General features: G+C 43.0%; 14 protein-coding genes. 7 read left to right on the top strand and 7 right to left on the bottom strand.

The features are described from left to right. Positions 1-22: 22 nt before the first annotated feature. The gene (locus CEQ75_RS02025; protein ID WP_089608865.1) at positions 23-1,201 is read right to left on the bottom strand and encodes a patatin-like phospholipase family protein; all 1,179 of its coding nucleotides are present in this window, start codon (positions 1,199-1,201) and stop codon (positions 23-25) included. A gap of 197 nt (positions 1,202-1,398) precedes the next feature. Between CEQ75_RS02025 and CEQ75_RS02020 the strand changes: the two genes are divergently transcribed. After that, the gene (locus CEQ75_RS02020; RefSeq protein ID WP_089608864.1) at positions 1,399-1,587 is read left to right on the top strand and encodes a rubredoxin; all 189 of its coding nucleotides are present in this window, start codon (positions 1,399-1,401) and stop codon (positions 1,585-1,587) included. Positions 1,588-1,796: 209 nt separating this feature from the next. After that, positions 1,797-3,914: an S-layer homology domain-containing protein gene (locus tag CEQ75_RS02015; protein ID WP_089608863.1), complete on the top strand. Its 2,118-nt coding sequence runs from the start codon at positions 1,797-1,799 to the stop codon at positions 3,912-3,914. 145 nt (positions 3,915-4,059) lie between these two features. Here the strand turns inward: CEQ75_RS02015 and CEQ75_RS02010 are convergent, their stop codons facing one another. Then, positions 4,060-6,192: a type IA DNA topoisomerase gene (locus tag CEQ75_RS02010; RefSeq protein ID WP_089608862.1), complete on the bottom strand. Its 2,133-nt coding sequence runs from the start codon at positions 6,190-6,192 to the stop codon at positions 4,060-4,062. Positions 6,193-6,378: 186 nt separating this feature from the next. Between CEQ75_RS02010 and CEQ75_RS02005 the strand changes: the two genes are divergently transcribed. Then, on the top strand, positions 6,379-6,807 hold the full coding sequence (locus tag CEQ75_RS02005; protein WP_089608861.1) for a NapC/NirT family cytochrome c: 429 nt from the start codon (positions 6,379-6,381) through the stop codon (positions 6,805-6,807). 19 nt (positions 6,808-6,826) lie between these two features. Continuing rightward, complete coding sequence (locus CEQ75_RS02000) at positions 6,827-8,080, top strand: ammonia-forming cytochrome c nitrite reductase subunit c552 (protein ID WP_089608860.1); 1,254 nt, start codon at positions 6,827-6,829, stop codon at positions 8,078-8,080. A gap of 57 nt (positions 8,081-8,137) precedes the next feature. Here CEQ75_RS02000 and CEQ75_RS01995 read toward each other — a convergent pair whose 3' ends face one another. Continuing rightward, positions 8,138-9,289 (bottom strand): aminotransferase class V-fold PLP-dependent enzyme, encoded by a 1,152-nt coding sequence (locus CEQ75_RS01995; protein WP_089608859.1) that lies wholly within the window; start codon positions 9,287-9,289, stop codon positions 8,138-8,140. Between the two features lie 369 nt (positions 9,290-9,658). Between CEQ75_RS01995 and CEQ75_RS01990 the strand changes: the two genes are divergently transcribed. Then, positions 9,659-10,435: an acyl-CoA dehydratase activase gene (locus tag CEQ75_RS01990; protein WP_089608858.1), complete on the top strand. Its 777-nt coding sequence runs from the start codon at positions 9,659-9,661 to the stop codon at positions 10,433-10,435. Here CEQ75_RS01990 and dinB read toward each other — a convergent pair. Beyond that, positions 10,401-11,630 carry a DNA polymerase IV gene (gene dinB / locus CEQ75_RS01985; protein ID WP_089608857.1) on the bottom strand — a complete coding sequence of 410 codons (1,230 nt, stop codon included), beginning with the start codon at positions 11,628-11,630 and terminating at the stop codon, positions 10,401-10,403. The two genes, CEQ75_RS01990 and dinB, sit on opposite strands and share 35 nt — an antisense overlap. A gap of 179 nt (positions 11,631-11,809) precedes the next feature. On the opposite strand from dinB, the gene CEQ75_RS01980 reads away from it, so the two are divergent. Continuing rightward, a complete protein-coding gene (locus tag CEQ75_RS01980) occupies positions 11,810-12,229 on the top strand; it encodes a DUF3785 family protein (RefSeq protein ID WP_157677269.1) in 420 nt (139 codons plus the stop codon). A 259-nt stretch (positions 12,230-12,488) separates the two neighbouring features. On the opposite strand, the gene serC is transcribed toward CEQ75_RS01980, so the two are convergent. Beyond that, entirely contained in the window at positions 12,489-13,574 is a 1,086-nt protein-coding gene (gene serC, locus CEQ75_RS01975) for a 3-phosphoserine/phosphohydroxythreonine transaminase (protein ID WP_089608855.1), read from the bottom strand. 46 nt (positions 13,575-13,620) lie between these two features. Continuing rightward, entirely contained in the window at positions 13,621-14,859 is a 1,239-nt protein-coding gene (locus tag CEQ75_RS01970; RefSeq protein ID WP_089608854.1) for an aminotransferase class I/II-fold pyridoxal phosphate-dependent enzyme, read from the bottom strand. A 231-nt stretch (positions 14,860-15,090) separates the two neighbouring features. On the opposite strand from CEQ75_RS01970, the gene CEQ75_RS01965 reads away from it, so the two are divergent. Continuing rightward, on the top strand, positions 15,091-15,561 hold the full coding sequence (locus CEQ75_RS01965; protein ID WP_089608853.1) for a DVU0298 family protein: 471 nt from the start codon (positions 15,091-15,093) through the stop codon (positions 15,559-15,561). Positions 15,562-15,731: 170 nt separating this feature from the next. Here the strand turns inward: CEQ75_RS01965 and mscL are convergent, their stop codons facing one another. Beyond that, positions 15,732-16,166, bottom strand: a complete 435-nt coding sequence (mscL, locus tag CEQ75_RS01960; protein WP_089608852.1) for a large conductance mechanosensitive channel protein MscL — start codon at positions 16,164-16,166, stop codon at positions 15,732-15,734. Positions 16,167-16,232 lie beyond the last annotated feature (66 nt).

Genomic DNA, 16,232 nt, shown 5'->3' with positions numbered 1-16,232 from the left:
ATCGGCTTTAGCCATAGGAGTGTCAAGGGCGCAGTTGATTAATACTATTAAAAATTACTTGGCCGGCCAGAAGGTTTGCCTGTTTTTGGGATGGCACCCTGGCGGATTTTTGATTCCTGGAATTCGTTAAGATTTTCCTTATCTCGGTAAGGAATTGATCAAAGGAATAAATTTTAAACCTTTCTACCTCCCCGTTTGCGGCTAAATCCTCAAAGACACCGATAATAATATCCTGATAAGATGCTAAGGATGTAAGCCCTAAATTCCTGGCCAAAAGAGGTATCATTTTTTCAAACAGCATGCGCTTAGGAGTCATTTCTTTCAGGCCTAAAGATGCACCTAAGTCTTTAATATCTGCATCCGGGATCAGATATAGAGCATGAATAAAGAAATCCTCTTCAATAGGCTGGATGTAATACTTCTTACCTTTTAAACCTTTGATAACACGCAGGGCATCAAAATAGCCCATCGTTAAATTTCGCTGAATCATATTGTTATCAAAATTTAGAATACTGCCTAGGTCTTCGGAAGGCTTAACTGTAATTAATTTTACATTGGGAAATTTAATATCCTGGACGATTCCGATACTTAAGGTTCTGACGGCAACAATCTCTTGATACCCTTTCCTGGCCAGGAGATTGATCGGACAGTTGTCATAGAAGCCGCCGTCCAGAAAATACTTGCCTTCGATGCGCTCCAATTTGAAACCGGGAAAACCGGCGCTAGCCATAAGATACTCCATCATCTGCCCCTGGGGGATGTCTTCCTTATAAAGCTCCAAAGGCTTCATATCAGAGAGGGATACTGTCACCAGCCCAAAATCAATGGGGGAATTCCTTAATTTGTCTTCGTCAAGAATGCTTTCCATCAATTCTTTCATTTTGCCGGTATCGATTCCTTTATTGGTGATTAATTCTTTTATTTTGGCGGTCAGGTGAAAAATAGTCTCTTTATCAATTTGGCGCTGGGCGATTTTATCCAACCAGGTTTTTTCCAGGTCAAATAAAAGGGAATTATCGATATTCTCCCATATTTGATACCCCGTTTCAAAATCTCCCTGGGCGATAATTGCTCCATTCAATGCCCCAATAGATGTTCCGGTAATGCCGTCAAATTGATACCCTTCCTCAAGAAACGCTTTGACCACACCAAAATGGAAGGCGCCTTTAGCCCCGCCTCCTTCTAAGGCCAAACCCAGCATCTTGTTCCCTCTCTTCTAAAAAGAAATATTAAATATTATTTATCATTTCTGTCTTTGCAAGAAATATCCTGCCGAATTGCAATTGTTTTACTTAAATAAATTGGGATTGAGGCAATTGTATAGTTGTAAATACCCTTAGGTTATGCAAAAATGAGATAAAGAAAAGTTGTGATCATAGAATCATGGGAGGGATAAAAATGAGTGAACAGAAACAAAAACAATGGCAATGTCAAATGCCCAATTGCGGGTATATTTACGACCCGGAAAGAGGCTGTAAAAAGAATAAAGTGGAAAAAGGATGTTCCTTTGAAGATTTGCCGGAGAATTACAAATGTCCTTTATGCGGTGCCGGTAAGAAACAATTTAAAGCATGTAATTGGGACTAAAGATTAATAAAAGCTGATCCATCCATTAAAGGCTGCATTTTAAATGGATCAGCTTTTAAATTCAATATTTATTTTGGCATGGATTAGATAAGGATAATCCAGGAAGTCATGACATAAATAAAAAAACATATAAATAGATATAGCTCGGAAACTTTCAACAGAGTTTTTCCGTCTATATAATACTAAATAAATAAAGGAGGGGAACCACCATGAAAAGAATTTCATCAATATTAATTACCCTATTACTGCTTTTTGGTATCTTTCCCGCAACTGTTTTTGCTGCCTCGGGAACCGATGGACAATTGATGACCGTTGAACAGGCGATCAAAATTGCCAAGGATTTATTCCCATTAACCAAAGATCTGGATCAGTTTGATTCCACCTATGAGCAAAATGAAAATGACAATATCTGGTCATTGCGTTGGTATACGGAGCAGGGAGGAGGAGGGGAGCTGAATGTGCGGGTTAATGCTGTTTCCGGTGAAATAGCAGGCTTTACTTATTATAATCCCAATGATTATTCCGGCAAATTCAGCAGCATTCCCAAAGTTTCCCGCCAGGAAGGGGAAAAAATAGCCCGTAATTTCATCAAAAAGGTTGCACCCTCTAAAGCTAATGAGATTGTTTTAAAACCCAATAATGGTTCTTATTATGGGGGTCCTGTTTTTCATTACTATCAATTCGTGCGTACCATCAAGGGGATTGAATATCCCATGAATAACATCAATGTGGAGGTAAACGGGCAGACGGGGGAAGTACGCAGCTTTTATGTGAATTGGGAAAAGATTGATGTTCCTGGGCAAACGGCAAAGTTAAGTCTTGCAGATGCAGAAAAAATCTTTACCGAAAAGCTTGGTTTTGAATTAAAATACTTTAAACCCAGATCCAAGCCCATAAAGACCATCTATGAAATTAATAACCCTTATCAAATAGCCGTTGATGCCATGACAGGAGAAATAATTACCGATTCCTATTATGGCCCGTACGCTGACGATAAAGGCATGGGGGGCATGGGAGGGATGGAAAATAGCCCTTCATCTCCTCTCGAGCCGTATGAGCAACAGGAAGCGGATCAATTGAAAGGCTTGATCTCCCGGGAACGTGCTTTTGAAATTGCCACCAAAGCGATTACGGTTCCTGAGAATTATAAATTAAATTCCTCCAATTTAAATAAGGACTGGGAATTCCCTGAACTGCGCATCTGGTCCTTCCAATGGAGTCTGGAAGCAAAGGATCGCTATGGCTGGGCCAGCGTTGAAATCGACGCCAAGACAGGGAAGGTATTGGCCTTTGATAAGAACGAAGATCAATATCCTTACAGCAATCAAGGGACGCAGAAAGATTTAAAAATCAAGACCAAAGCTGATGCCGAAAAAATCGTCCAGGAGTTTTTAAAGGCTAACTATCCTGAGACAGTTGGCAATCTGCGCCCTCAACCGGAATATTTTGTGCGCCCTATGGGGATGAGCGATGAGAATAACCAACCAAGTTATTTCTTCCAATATGAACGGCTGGTAAATGAGATTCCTTTTACGCAAAATCTTGTTTATGCATCAGTGAATAGTTATACCGGGGAAATTACCAGTTTCCGGATCCGCTTTTTAGATCTAAATTTCCCATCTGTAGATAATGTCATCGAGAAAGGTGCCTTTACCGCTAAAAATTTGACGGAAAACCCCATGACCCTGGTTTATTCCAAGGACCAGGATCAAAAATTACGTTTAGTTTATAAGTTGGCAGTTTTGGAAAGCTATCGCTATGACGCCGTCACCGGACAAATGCTGGATTACAACGGAGAACCTCTGCAAGACAAAAAGGCCGGAGAGATTACGGACATCAAAGGGCATTGGGCAGAAAATGAGATCAATACCCTGAATCAAATGAGTTTATTGCATTACGAAAACGGTCTTTTCCAACCTAATGCTTCGATGACTCAGGCAGAATTGATCAAGGTCTTGGTAAAATCCGCTAACAGTTATCTCTCTGATGCCACATCCGGCAATTGGTATGATAATTATTATCAGCAAGCCAAACAATCGGGATTAATTACAGAAGCTGAGATCAAACCCCAGGCCTCCCTGACCCGGGAAGAAGTGGCTAAATTTATCACCCGTACGATTGTAGGCGATAAAATTGCCCGGTTAAGTATTTATCAAATTCCTTTTCAGGATAAGGCAAGTATTTCCCAAGGATATCAGGGTTACGTGGCCATTATGGATGGATTGGGTATTATGAAGGGAGAAGGTACATCATTTCTACCCCAAAGAGAGATGAAAAAAGGGGAAGTATGCGTTGCTTTGATACGATATTTGAGATTAGAAAAATAAGAGACAGGGATGTAAGATAGCTATCGGATATAGGAAAAAAGGTGCATTGTCCTTTGGGACAAATGCACCCTTTTTTATACTTTCAGAAAGTATAAGTCAGCTAGGTTTCCCCTAAGCCTTCGGCTTGGCGTAAGCCGAGTTTTCTTTAAAATTCAAAGCCGATGGTATGATCCTTTTTGACGACAAGTGCTGCGGAAAATGGTTTTCCTGCCTTTGATTTAAAACCGGTCATTTTTTCTGTTCTTCCCTGGACAATTAGTTTTTCTACGGCTTCTTCCGGAATTGGTTTACCGGCAATTGTTTTCCAAACGGTAAATTTGCAGCCGTTTCTCCAATTAGCACAACCAAAGGCTTTGGGGGATTCAATAACAGGATGGCCGCAAAAAGGGCAGGTACCTATGGTTTTTTCTGCTTTGCTGGCCACTGTTTTTCCTGAATTTTTTATCAGTCGCACCGGGGTGGCTTTGAGCGTTTCGATCATTTCATGAATATATTGGCTGAGTTCAGCCATAAAAGCTTCATCAGTCAGATTGCCCGACTCAATTTCAGCTAATTTCATTTCCCATTCTGCTGTGAGCATGGGGCTTTTTAATCTTTCATCACAAATGGCATCGATGGCATCAATACCAAAAGGGGTAGCCACCAGAGTCTTAATTTTCCCTTTTCCTCTTCGTTCCACCATTTTGATTTTAATCAATTTTTCAATAATGGCCGCCCGGGTGGCTTCTGTACCAAGTTCCAAGGTTTTTAACTGTTTTTTGAGGTCATCTTCCAATTCTTTGGAGACATTTTGCATGGCTTTAATCATTGTGCCATCATCATAAAGAGGTCGGGGCTTCGTTTGTTTTTCTTCCGCTTCAGCTTTGGTCACAGGGCGGGTTTCACCTTCTGTCAAAGGAGGCAGCACGCCTTGTTTTTCTTCATGTTCTTCACCGGATTGATCTACCCCGTAAACCACTTTCCAACCTATTTTCACCACTTGCCGTCCGGTGGTACGAAAGATGTGTTCTGGGGCTTCTATAATCTGAGTCAAGACGGTAGTTTTATCATATTCCGCTGCCGGAAAGAAAACAGCCAGGAAACGTTTTACTACTAATAAAAAGAGGGCCTTTTCATCACCGGATAACTTGCCCCATTTGGCCGGTGTTGCTGTGGGCAGAAGACAATGGTGGTCCGTGACCTTGGTACTGTCCACATAATTTTTATTAAGTTTGGGCAGGGGGTTGGCCAAAATTTCCTGGGCGATCAGGCCTACTTTCTCCAGATGGCTAACGGCACGGATCATGAGGGGCAGTTCTCCCACCATGGCTTCATCAATATGCCGGGAATTGGTCCGGGGGTAAGATAGACATTTATGAGTTTCGTAGAGTTTTTGAGCCAAATCCAGGGTTTTTTGAGCAGTAAAACCCAGAGCCTTGGCCGCGGCAACCTGTAAATCACCCAGGTTAAAGAGCCGGGGCGGGGTTTCTTTTTGTCGTTCCTTTTTTATTTTAATAATTTTGCCTTGACCGGTTTTAACTTTATCAATGATTTCACGGGCTTCTTGGATGTTTTTGGTTGTATAAAAAACATCACCCTTCTCAATCAAAAGAGTTCCTTGATAAAGATGGCCGAATTCTGCCATAATTTGATAGTAGGTTTCGGGGACAAAATTTTCATTTTCCAAGGTGCGATCGACAATTAGTTTTAAGGTGGGTGTCATTACCCGTCCCACGTTAATGGTAGGTCCTGCTGCCAGGCTCACAGCTGGTGAGGCATTCATTCCTACATACCAGTCAGCATAACTTCTCAGTTTTGCGGCGCGGCTTAACCCCTGATAATTGCTTCCGTCCTTCATATTAGACCAGGCTTTTTTAATGCTGTCTTCGGTAAAAGCAGATAGCCAGAGGCGTTTCACCGGGAGCTTGCTCCCGGCATGCTGATAAATCAGATCGAAGATATATTGACCTTCCCGTCCCGCATCAGTGGCACAGACGACGGAGTCGAAAAGGTTGGTGTCTTTCAGCATTTTTTTCAGAAAATTGAATTCCTTGCTGCAGCCTTCCCGAATGGTCAGGGGAATGGTGGCAGGCAGGAGCGGGAGATGGTCATAAGACCAGCGCTTATATTTTACATCTATTTGGGCAGGGGTTTTCAAGGCACATAAATGCCCCCGGGCATGGGCGAAAACAACACCGTTTCCTTCCAAAAAGCCCGCGCTGTTTTTTCGGGCGGCAGGGGCAATCACTTTGGCCAATTCCCGCGCAACACTTGGTTTTTCTGCAATACACAGTATCATTATTATCCCTCCCTGAAACCCCAGGCTATTGTTTCCTTAAGGCTATCATTATTATAGCAGAACTTTTGGGGGATGAGGGAAAATATCTGGATTTTTGTAGAAGGGAAAAAAGAAGGAATGTCGAAATATGAGGTTATGACATACATAGAACTTTGCTTATCAGAAGGGGGGAGGGTTTAGGGGATAATGAAGAAAAAAATAGGGATGGTTTTAGGAATTCTGGTTGTAGGTTTTGGGTTGATTTTGCTCACAAAACTGCCGATTCTGGGACTTGATGAACCGGAGTTTTGCGGCGGATGCCATGTCATGGATGGGCAGTTGGAAACCTATATGCATTCTGCCCACCGTGATGTGACTAATTGCGGGAATTGCCATATTCCCCATAGCCTGGTTCCCGGGGCGACTTATAAGGCTTATACGGGAACGAAAGATTTGATCGGTGTTGTCTTTGACAAAGATCCATATCATATCCAGGCATCGCCCATGGCCAAGGATATTATTCAGGAAAATTGTCTGCGTTGCCACGAGGATTTTCTTGGAGATATTGGGGATACCAGCGAAGACGGAGGCAAGTACTGTTTTGATTGTCACCGCAGTACTCCTCACATGAAATGACAAAGGAGGGCAAATACTTTTGGCTAATAAATATTTATCAGGAAAATATTTGGGACTTGTGATCTTTGCAGGAGCAATTTTATTAATACTGATCACCTTTGGCATATCTTCCTTTTTCTTTAATAATAAGGAACTGCAAAGGGAAACCGTGGGGGAAATTGGGGCCAGGGAAGCAGACCCGGCGGTATGGGGTCAGTATTACCCCCTCACATACCAGACCTATTTAGAGAATTTTGAAAACACGGAAAAACCTTCTCATTTTGAAACCAAACCTTATATGCAAAAAATCTATGCCGGGTTGGGTTTTGCCGTGGAGTTCAATGAACCCCGGGGGCATGTTTATACCCTGGAGGATATTCGCGCTATTGCACCCCAGCGCTATAAAACAGGGGCGGCCTGCAATACCTGCAAGTCTTCTCAGATTCCGGAAATCATAGATAAATACGGGGATCAGTATTATTTGATGGATTTTAAAGAAATCAATGATCAGCTGGAGCATCCCATTGCTTGTTTGGATTGTCACGATCCGAAAACTATGGAATTAACCATTACCCGGCCGGCTTTGATCGAAGCTTATGCCCGACAGGGGAAAGATATTACAGAAGCAAGTCAACAAGAGATGCGCAGTTTGGTATGTGCCCAATGTCATGTGACTTATTATTTTGAAAAGGATACCAAGAAGGTTACCTTCCCTTGGGATAAAGGGGTAAAGGCGGATGAGATTCTCGCCTATTATGATGAGGATGGGTTTGTCGAATGGACTCATCCTGATTCCGGTACGCCCTTGATCAAGGCGCGCCATGCTGAATATGAAACCTTTATGGGCAGCACCCATCAGACCGCAGGGCTTGCCTGTGCCGACTGTCATATGCCTTATCAAAAAATGGGTAATACCAAGGTCACTTCCCATAATTGGACCAGCCCCCTCAATAATATTGAGGAAAGTTGCATGGTCTGTCATCGGGAAGGCAGCGACTGGCTGAAGTCACGGGTAGAAGATACCCAACAAAAGACGAAGGAAACTCAAGATCGAGCTGGAAATACAGTAGTGAAGGCCATTGATGAAATTAAAATTGCCCGGGCAACCCCCGGCGTCAATGCCGAACTTCTGCAGCAAGCAGATGAGACATTGCGTAAAGGATTCTGGTATTTGGATTACGTGATGGTAACCAATGGTTACGGTTTTCATAATCCCACGGATACCATGAATAACTTAGGCAAGGCCATTGATTATGCGCATCAAGCCATTCAATTTGCCAAGGACGCAAGATAGTATAGCTTCATCTTTCTAAAAGGACAAAAAAGCGGCGTGAGCCGCTTTTTTGTATCTCTATATTTCAGTACTCAGTTTCCTCATGGCATCCAGGAAAAAAGTGATCTCTTCCTGAGTGGTAAAATAACCTAGACTTACCCGGCAGGTTCCCTGCTGCAGGGTGCCGATGGTTTTATGGGCCAGAGGGGCACAATGAAGTCCGGAACGGGTGATGATGCCAAATCTCTCGTCCAAAGCGAAGCTGAGTTCGCCGCACTCCATCCCGGCCAGATTGAGGGATAAGACGGAGGTTTTTTTATGGCTGTCTTTAGGCCCATAGAGGGTAAGACCGGAAATCTCACTTAATCCGTCCATGAGCAAATTCATAAGCGGCAATTCATGTTGGCGGATAGTGGATAAGCCTGTCTCCAGAATAAAACCAACACCTGCCCCTAAACCGGCAATCCCAGGGGTATTGAGGGTGCCGCTTTCAAATTTATCCGGGAGAAACTCCGGTTGGATAATAGTCTCGGATAAAGAGCCGGTCCCTCCTTCGATCAAGGAACGGATTTCCAAACCAGGCCGAAGGTAGAATCCACCCGTGCCCTGAGGACCAAATAAACCTTTATGTCCGGTAAAGGTTAAGATATCAATGTTTTCTTCCTCCACATCAATGGGAAGGATTCCGGCACTTTGGGCAGAATCCAGCAAAAATACGGCGTTTCTCTCCCGGCAGATAGATCCTACTTCTTTAATGGGCATTATGGTACCGGTGACATTGGAAGCAGAAGTGAGAGCAACCATCCTGGTGTTTTTTTGCCAGGCTTTTTCGATATCCGGGGGATACAGACTGCCATCCGGAGCACATTCAACGACAGTGACCTCCACTCCGCTTCTTTTTAGCACACTTAAAGGACGGGTCACGGCGTTGTGCTCCATAGAACTGATAATAATATGATCACCGGGATCGAGATACCCTTTCAGCACGGTGTTAATGGCCTCAGTGATATTTTTGGTGAAGACGATGCGGGAGATATCAGAAAGATGAAAGAGCCGGGCCAGTGCCTCCCGGGTATCTAAAAGAACACCTCCGGCGGCGAAGGTTTTACTGCTGCTCCCCCGGCCGGGGTTGGCGCCAATATTTCGATGGTAGTTGTCCATGGTTTGATAAACTATTTCTGGTTTAGGCCATGATGTGGCTGCATTATCCAGATAGATGCTTGGTTTCATTTTGCCCTCCTGCTCTTAATCCCAGACCTGAATCTAATTAAAAATTTCTTTCATCACAGTTTAATCCTATTTCTTTAAAATTTCAAGGAAAGCTTGAACTCCAGTGGGGATTTGTTCTATAACCTGTTTACTGTTATCCGTTTCCAGATGTGTTTTTCCATGAATTTTAATGGAAGATAATTTAATTATACAAGTGAGTTTTCCCCATGGCCAATAAATTATATCTATTACAAAGTGAAGAGAATAAAATTAATCTATCTTTTCTTGCGATCTATACCCGTGCCCTGTGGTCAGATTCGTGATAGAATAATTATGGTGATTAAGCAGATGACACCATATTCACAATAAACTTTGAGGAGATACAATGAAATGCCAAATACTATCGGCGTGGATGTAGGTTCTACTTCCACAAAAATTGTCCTGCTTAAACAAGGAGAGATACATTACAAGATTCGTCCCACGGGATGGAGTCCCCGAGATGCAGCCCATCAGATTTTGGAGGAGCTTTTGCAGGAACAAGCCTTAAGCAGGGAAGAGATTGATTTTATTGTTGCTACCGGCTATGGGAGAGTTGCCATTACCTATGCCCATAAGGCGGTCACGGAAATTACCTGTCATGGCAGAGGAGCAGCTTTTTTGGTACCTGAAACTGATACGATTATTGACATTGGCGGACAAGACAGCAAAGTGATTAAAATTACCCCCCAGGGGAAGGTAATGGATTTTATGATGAATGACAAATGTGCCGCCGGAACAGGACGTTTTCTGGGAGTGATGGCTGTCGCTCTCGGCTTGGATGTGGATGACCTGGGGAAATTCCAGGATGTGAAACCTGCCTCCATTACCAATATGTGTACGGTTTTTGCCGAGTCGGAGGTCATTGGGCTTTTAGCTCAGGGAACACCAAAAGATGCCATCATTTCCGGACTGCACCAGGCCATTGCCCGACGGGTGGCAGCTATGGTCAAAAAAAGGGGATCCTATGAAAAGGTAGTTTTTACGGGTGGAGTAGCTTTAAATCAAGGGGTGTGCCGCAGCCTGGAAAAAGAACTAGGCACCAAGATTCTGGTGCCTGAGTATTGTCAAATCGCAGGAGCTATTGGAGCCGCACTTATCGGTCAGGATTCTTGTCCTGCCCAGTCTTAGCATGTAAGATTTGTATGGTGCCACGGTGGATTTTTTCCATACCGTGTTTCGCGCGAATTTTATCCATAACCTGATCAATGCGCTCATTGTGCACATTATGCTCACCTGTGACGGGTTTGGGGGCAAAATCAAAAAGAGACATCTGTTCCGGATTTTCTTCAGGATTAAACCCGCCGATGCTGATACCCAGGAGACGAATAGGTTTTTTTGCCTGCCAGTTTTCCTCCAAAAGGGTACAGCCGGCATGGTAGATTTCTAAAGTAGCATTGGTGCGGGGGATAGTCATTTGTCTGGTGATGATTTTAAAGTCACTATATTTTAGGGTGATTTGAACCGTATTGCCCTTTTTTTCATATTTTCGCGCGGTAATACCTACCCTCTCGGTAAGTTCCAGAAGGATGATTTTGGCCTGGTTGAGGTCGGCAAGATCCTGGGGCAGGGTTTTGGAGCGGCCGATGGATTTCATGTCTCCCGAAGAACGGGGTGTTAAAGGGGAAAAATCCAAACCGTTGGCATGTTGGTGGTGCTCCCGTCCCGCCTTGCCCAAATTTTTAACCAATCGATCCGGATCCAATTTAGCCAGATCATCAATGGTATGAATCCCCATATTATTTAATTTTTCAGCAGTTTTTTTACCCACTCCGTACATGGATCGCACCGGCAGGGGCCAAAGCTTACTTTCAATTTCATTTGGCCACAAGGTAGTGATACCAAGAGGCTTTTTTATTTCTGAGGCCATTTTGGCCAGGAATTTGTTTGTGGCAATACCTACGGAGCACCATAAGCCCAGTTGTTCTTTGATCTCTGATAAAATTTTTTCGGCAGCATCCTCCGGTTTGCCAAACAGACCTTCTGTACCAGTCATATCAAGCCAGGCTTCATCAATGCTGTTTTGTTCTATCAGGGGTGAGTAGTGAGCAAGAAGATCCATCACTTGATGAGACTTTTCCTCATAGAAATGATGATCCGGAGGTACCAAGAGCATACCGGGGCAAAGTCTCAATGCCTCATGGAGCACCATGGCGGTTTTTACGCCCTGAGCACGAGCCTCATAATTTGCTGCCAGAATAATACCTGTGCGTTTTTTGGGATTTCCGGCTACAGCGGCCGGTTTACCTTTCAGCTCAGGATTTCTGGTCATTTCACAGCTGATAAAAAAAGCATTCATATCGACAAGAAAAATAACAGGTTGCACCGGTCATTGTCCTTTCTATGGAATCTCATAAGGGTCTTTTCATTATCTAAAAATCCCTTTCATAATATTATAGCAGATGATCTGGCGCGCTGACTTGAAATCTTAAAAAATTAGCATATAGTGGTTAATAAGAAGACGCTATACTATTGATGGAATTTTTATTATTTCTGGAGGGAAATATGGCAAATTATCAATTCGATTTTCAGGGAAAAAATTATCAACTTACGGAAGGGCTATGCACTTCCTTACTCAATAACGAAGAAAAACCGGTACAGGGAATCTCCGTTAGGGAACTGCTGCAATTGCTCCAAGATCATCAAGGGGTTCAATTCGATATGGAATATTATGATCAGCCTTGTGTCCATTGTGGGACTGGAAAAAAGGAAAAAACCACTGCTTTTCCATTTTTAGAGTATCATTTTTTCCTTTATACCAAGAATGACCAATATGTGATCAGCAGTCTTTCTAAAGAATATGAAAACAGCTCTTTAAATCAACTCCTGAATACCGGCATCGTTGATAACAGCTTTATCGTAATGATTACCGTCTGTCCTCATTGCAGTGCTTACGATATCGAAATCAGTCAATGTGAAGTATAGATTACTACAATTAAGCATCATTCTGGAGAAGCTCTTGATCCGTTTTATCGGTTCTCATCAAGGAGGGACACAGACATGATCCGCTTTACAGGCGTCAGTAAATCTGGGTTTGAGATCAGTTAGTTCGGAAAATCATGCTCTTGGTGCCTTGTTGTGTTTTATATATGGTGCATATTCGTAAAGAGAGATTCTAGTGACAAAAAGGCAGCAGGGTTTAACATCTTGCCCTGCTGCCTTTTGTATTTTTGAATCATGATCCTTATGATCTATTCTTCATTTCAAAATCTTTCATAAAATCGACTAACTTACGTACCCCTTCTATGGGCATGGCATTATAAATACTGGCTCTCATGCCTCCTACAGAACGGTGCCCTTTCAGGGTACTCAGACCCTGTTTTCCGGCTTCGCTGATGAACTTTTCATCAAGAGCGTCGCTGGAGGTGGCAAAGGGGATATTCATTAAAGAACGGTATTTAGCCATCACGGGTGAGGTAAAAAGATTTGATTGATCCAGAAAATCGTAAACAATCTTCGCCTTATCCCGGTTAAGGGCTTCCATCGCTTTTATCCCTCCCAATTGCTCCAGCCATTCAAATACCAGTCCCGCCATATAAATGCTATAGCAGGGCGGGGTATTATACATGGACTGATTTTCGGCATGGGTTTCATAGCGCAGGATGATAGGTGTGTCTTCTCGATGATATCCAATAAGATCATTGCGCATAATTACCACGGTGACCCCGGCAGGACCGATATTCTTTTGAGCGCCCGCATAGATCAGGCCAAATTTAGTCACGTCAATTTCCTCGGAAAGGATATTGCTGGACATATCGGCGATCAAGGGGATCTTTCCGGTATCAGGCAATTGGTTAAAAACAGTACCTTCAATGGTATTGTTGGTGGTGATATGAACAAAATCCGCATCGGGGGAAAATTCAAACTGTTCGGGAATATAAGTAAAATTCTGATCCTCTGAAGAGGCAGCCACATGCACTTCCCCAAACAACTTTGCTTCCGCCATGGCTTTTTTTGACCAGGTGCCGGTATGGATATAATCCGCTTTCTTACTTTTGGTCATGATATTCATGGGAATCATGGCAAATTGCTGGGAGGCCCCTCCTTGCAGAAAGAGGACGGTAAATGTATCGGGAATATGCATTAGATTACGCAGTCTTTCTTCTGCATTTTCAATAATGGAGAGATAAGTTTTGGAGCGGTGGCTCATCTCCATAACAGACATGCCGCTTCCTTGATAATTCATCATTTCAGCTGCAGCTTTTTCTAAAACTGATTCCGGGAGCATTGAAGGTCCCGCGGAAAAATTATATACTCTGTTCCAGGTCATTTCATCCATTCTCCTTTTGTGAACTAATTACGGTCAATGTAGAATTTTAAAGGGCTTCCTTGAATTTTTTTGCAATACCGGGAATTTTGTGTGTTGGAGTTGCGCAAATGGCAATGCGAATTCCCTGGCCGGTGCCGGTAGCGAAAATATAATCCTCGGTTAATTTTTTCAAACTTGCTGCGGGAGCGGCTGCCGGAAGGGTAATAAAGAAACCACTGTGGTAGGGAAAGGTTTTTAACCCTATTTCTTGGGCTTCATTTATAAAGATGGCCGCTCTGTTAGCCAACAATTCCTGGGAAGCATCTCTTTCTGCGTCGATTGCGGCCCTAAGGTCAGGATTCTGCATCACGTCTGCCAGCAATCTCTGGGCACACCGGGTACCGTTAGACCAGACGCCCCGGTTGGAACCGGTATTGACCTGGGCAAATTCATTCACCACTTCTTCCGAAGAACTTAGGCCGATCAATGCCCCGGAACGCAAACCATAGACTAAAAAAGATTTGGACATGCTGTAAGCAATAGTCACCAAGAGATTTTGGGGCAGGTGGTGGAACAGGCGGAAAAATCTCCTTGTTTCATCAGCTTTACCGGCGTAATCAATATAGGCGATATCTAACAGCAAGGTGATCTTTTTGCTTTTGTCCTCGGCACATTCTTTTAATAAATCAAGCACTTGAGTCCAGTCTGATTCCGTTAAACTGTATCCGGTGGGATTATGGCCGGGGGTGTTAAAAAGCAGAACTAAATGATTTTGTTCTTTCAGCGTTGCTTTGACCTTGTCCCGGATGTTGGGAACATTCAATTGGTTATTTTCATCAAATAATGAATAAGTATCGTAGCTTCGATCCTGCTCTGAGGCGATGTTTCTATAATTTCCCCAATGCCAGTCAGGAATCAGTACTTTTTGACCAGCCTCCAGATAATTTTTAAATACGTGACGCAAGCCACCCGTTCCTCCGGGAGTGGCTACCGCCCGGGCAAAAGTACCTTCCGGCATGTTCCCTTGAAAAGTTACATCAATGGATGCTTGTAAAAATTCGGGGATTCCGGCAATCGGTGCATAATTCATTAATTCTTCCGGTGCCATTTGCTTCAAATGATCTACTACGGTTTTAAAGGTAGCGAATTGTTCCTGATCATCATATAATGCGCCAATGGAAGCATTAACAACCTTCTCCCTTCCTACTTGCAGCGCCGCCTTACGTGCAGCCATGGCAACGGCAAAAATAGGGTCAGGACTAGCCCCCTTGTTTTCAGCATGAGAAGCAACCATAAAAGTTGACATAATATACTCCTTCCTTCTGGTTCATATTCGTGATTTTTTATTGCTGCGAGCTTTTTATTAAACTTTAATCTATTATACTCATATTTTAAGCAACTGTAATAAAAACTACAAATTTTTTTCATTTTTGATGCTATAATATCTGTTAAAATGACATTAAGGATCAAAAATGAAAGCTAAAAGTTGCTTGCGGATAAGGTATGGGCTGTGGAAAAATGTTCTAAGGGGGACGAGATGACTCAGAAGGAAAGGATCTATCAATTATTGGCAAAGGAAGCTTTTGATCAATTATTGGTGTTGTTTGATCAAAAACCTAATATGATACGGAAATATGCCACGATGGCAGCTTATCATCTGGATGAAGGATTTCGCAAGAAGTCGATTGATTTTTTTGGCTACCTGTCAGAGAAAAGAGCAGTTGCCCAGCCGGAATATTTCCGGGAAATTATGCGGCGGCATCTATGGGGCATGAATGAGGAAAGCGGCAATATTGACTGGTCCGCTCCGGAAATTATTGGGGCCATCGTTGCTGCTCAGCCAGACCTGTTTAAGGAATTTGCGCCTATTATGATCGAAGCCGCTCTTTGTGAACCTGTTTTTCATCAGGGAATGCTGAAAGCTGTGGAGAGAATGGCAGCCAAAGATGAGAGGCTGATTGAATATCATCTGCCACGGCTGAAAGAACTGAAGCAACGGTGGCATTAATGAGCCCGCTTGGATAATGGGTAAACTCATTTGAACTAAAAAATACCCACGCAAGAGGAAAATGATTTGATTAGTTGAAAAATCAAGATAAGAATAAGAGATATAAATAAAAGCCCCGGATGATGGGGCTTTTATCATAGAAGTTTCACTTAATCCTTAGTTAAACGAAATCATTCCACCACGGATGTACAATGAGGACATCTGGTTGCTTTTAAAGGAATTTCACTAAAGCAGAAGGGACATTGTTTTGTGGTGATCTCTGCCGGAGCTTCTTCCTTTTTGGTGATTCGGTTGATTTGCCTAATCACAATGAAGATGGAGAAAGCAATGATCAGAAAGTCGATAATATTATTAATAAAAAGTCCATAGTTTAAGGTTGCCACACCGGCTTCTTTTGCTGCCTGAATGGTAGAAAATTCCCCATCGCCCAGAATGATAAATAAATTGGAGAAGTCGACATTACCTAAGAGCATGCCCACCAGGGGCATAATAATGTCTTCGACCATGGAGGAGACAATTTTACCAAAGGCTCCTCCAATGATGACACCGATGGCTAAATCCATGACGTTCCCTTTCATCGCAAACTCTTTAAATTCCTTCCACATGAAACACGCCTCCTTTCTTCATCATATTTTCTCGATATATCATACACTTTGATGATCTTGCTTTCA

Origin of the sequence: Dehalobacterium formicoaceticum (assembly GCF_002224645.1) — a bacterium.
GTDB lineage: Bacteria > Bacillota > Dehalobacteriia > Dehalobacteriales > Dehalobacteriaceae > Dehalobacterium > Dehalobacterium formicoaceticum.
The sequence above is the reverse complement of the archived record's forward strand: the minus strand, read 5'-3'. Positions and strand labels throughout refer to the sequence as shown.

Bases quoted from the DNA above. Each gene is read 5' to 3' on its own strand.
- CEQ75_RS02015 (WP_089608863.1), top strand. From the start codon at position 1,797: ATGAAAAGAATTTCATCAATATTAATTACCCTATTACTGCTTTTTGGT.
- CEQ75_RS01970 (WP_089608854.1), bottom strand. From the start codon at position 14,859: ATGTCAACTTTTATGGTTGCTTCTCATGCTGAAAACAAGGGGGCTAGT.
- CEQ75_RS02020 (WP_089608864.1), top strand. From the start codon at position 1,399: ATGAGTGAACAGAAACAAAAACAATGGCAATGTCAAATGCCCAATTGC.
- CEQ75_RS01980 (WP_157677269.1), top strand. From the start codon at position 11,810: ATGGCAAATTATCAATTCGATTTTCAGGGAAAAAATTATCAACTTACG.
- CEQ75_RS02025 (WP_089608865.1), bottom strand. From the start codon at position 1,201: ATGCTGGGTTTGGCCTTAGAAGGAGGCGGGGCTAAAGGCGCCTTCCAT.
- CEQ75_RS02010 (WP_089608862.1), bottom strand. From the start codon at position 6,192: ATGATACTGTGTATTGCAGAAAAACCAAGTGTTGCGCGGGAATTGGCC.
- serC (WP_089608855.1), bottom strand. From the start codon at position 13,574: ATGACCTGGAACAGAGTATATAATTTTTCCGCGGGACCTTCAATGCTC.
- CEQ75_RS01995 (WP_089608859.1), bottom strand. From the start codon at position 9,289: ATGAAACCAAGCATCTATCTGGATAATGCAGCCACATCATGGCCTAAA.
- CEQ75_RS01990 (WP_089608858.1), top strand. From the start codon at position 9,659: ATGCCAAATACTATCGGCGTGGATGTAGGTTCTACTTCCACAAAAATT.
- CEQ75_RS02005 (WP_089608861.1), top strand. From the start codon at position 6,379: ATGAAGAAAAAAATAGGGATGGTTTTAGGAATTCTGGTTGTAGGTTTT.
- mscL (WP_089608852.1), bottom strand. From the start codon at position 16,166: ATGTGGAAGGAATTTAAAGAGTTTGCGATGAAAGGGAACGTCATGGAT.
- CEQ75_RS01965 (WP_089608853.1), top strand. From the start codon at position 15,091: ATGACTCAGAAGGAAAGGATCTATCAATTATTGGCAAAGGAAGCTTTT.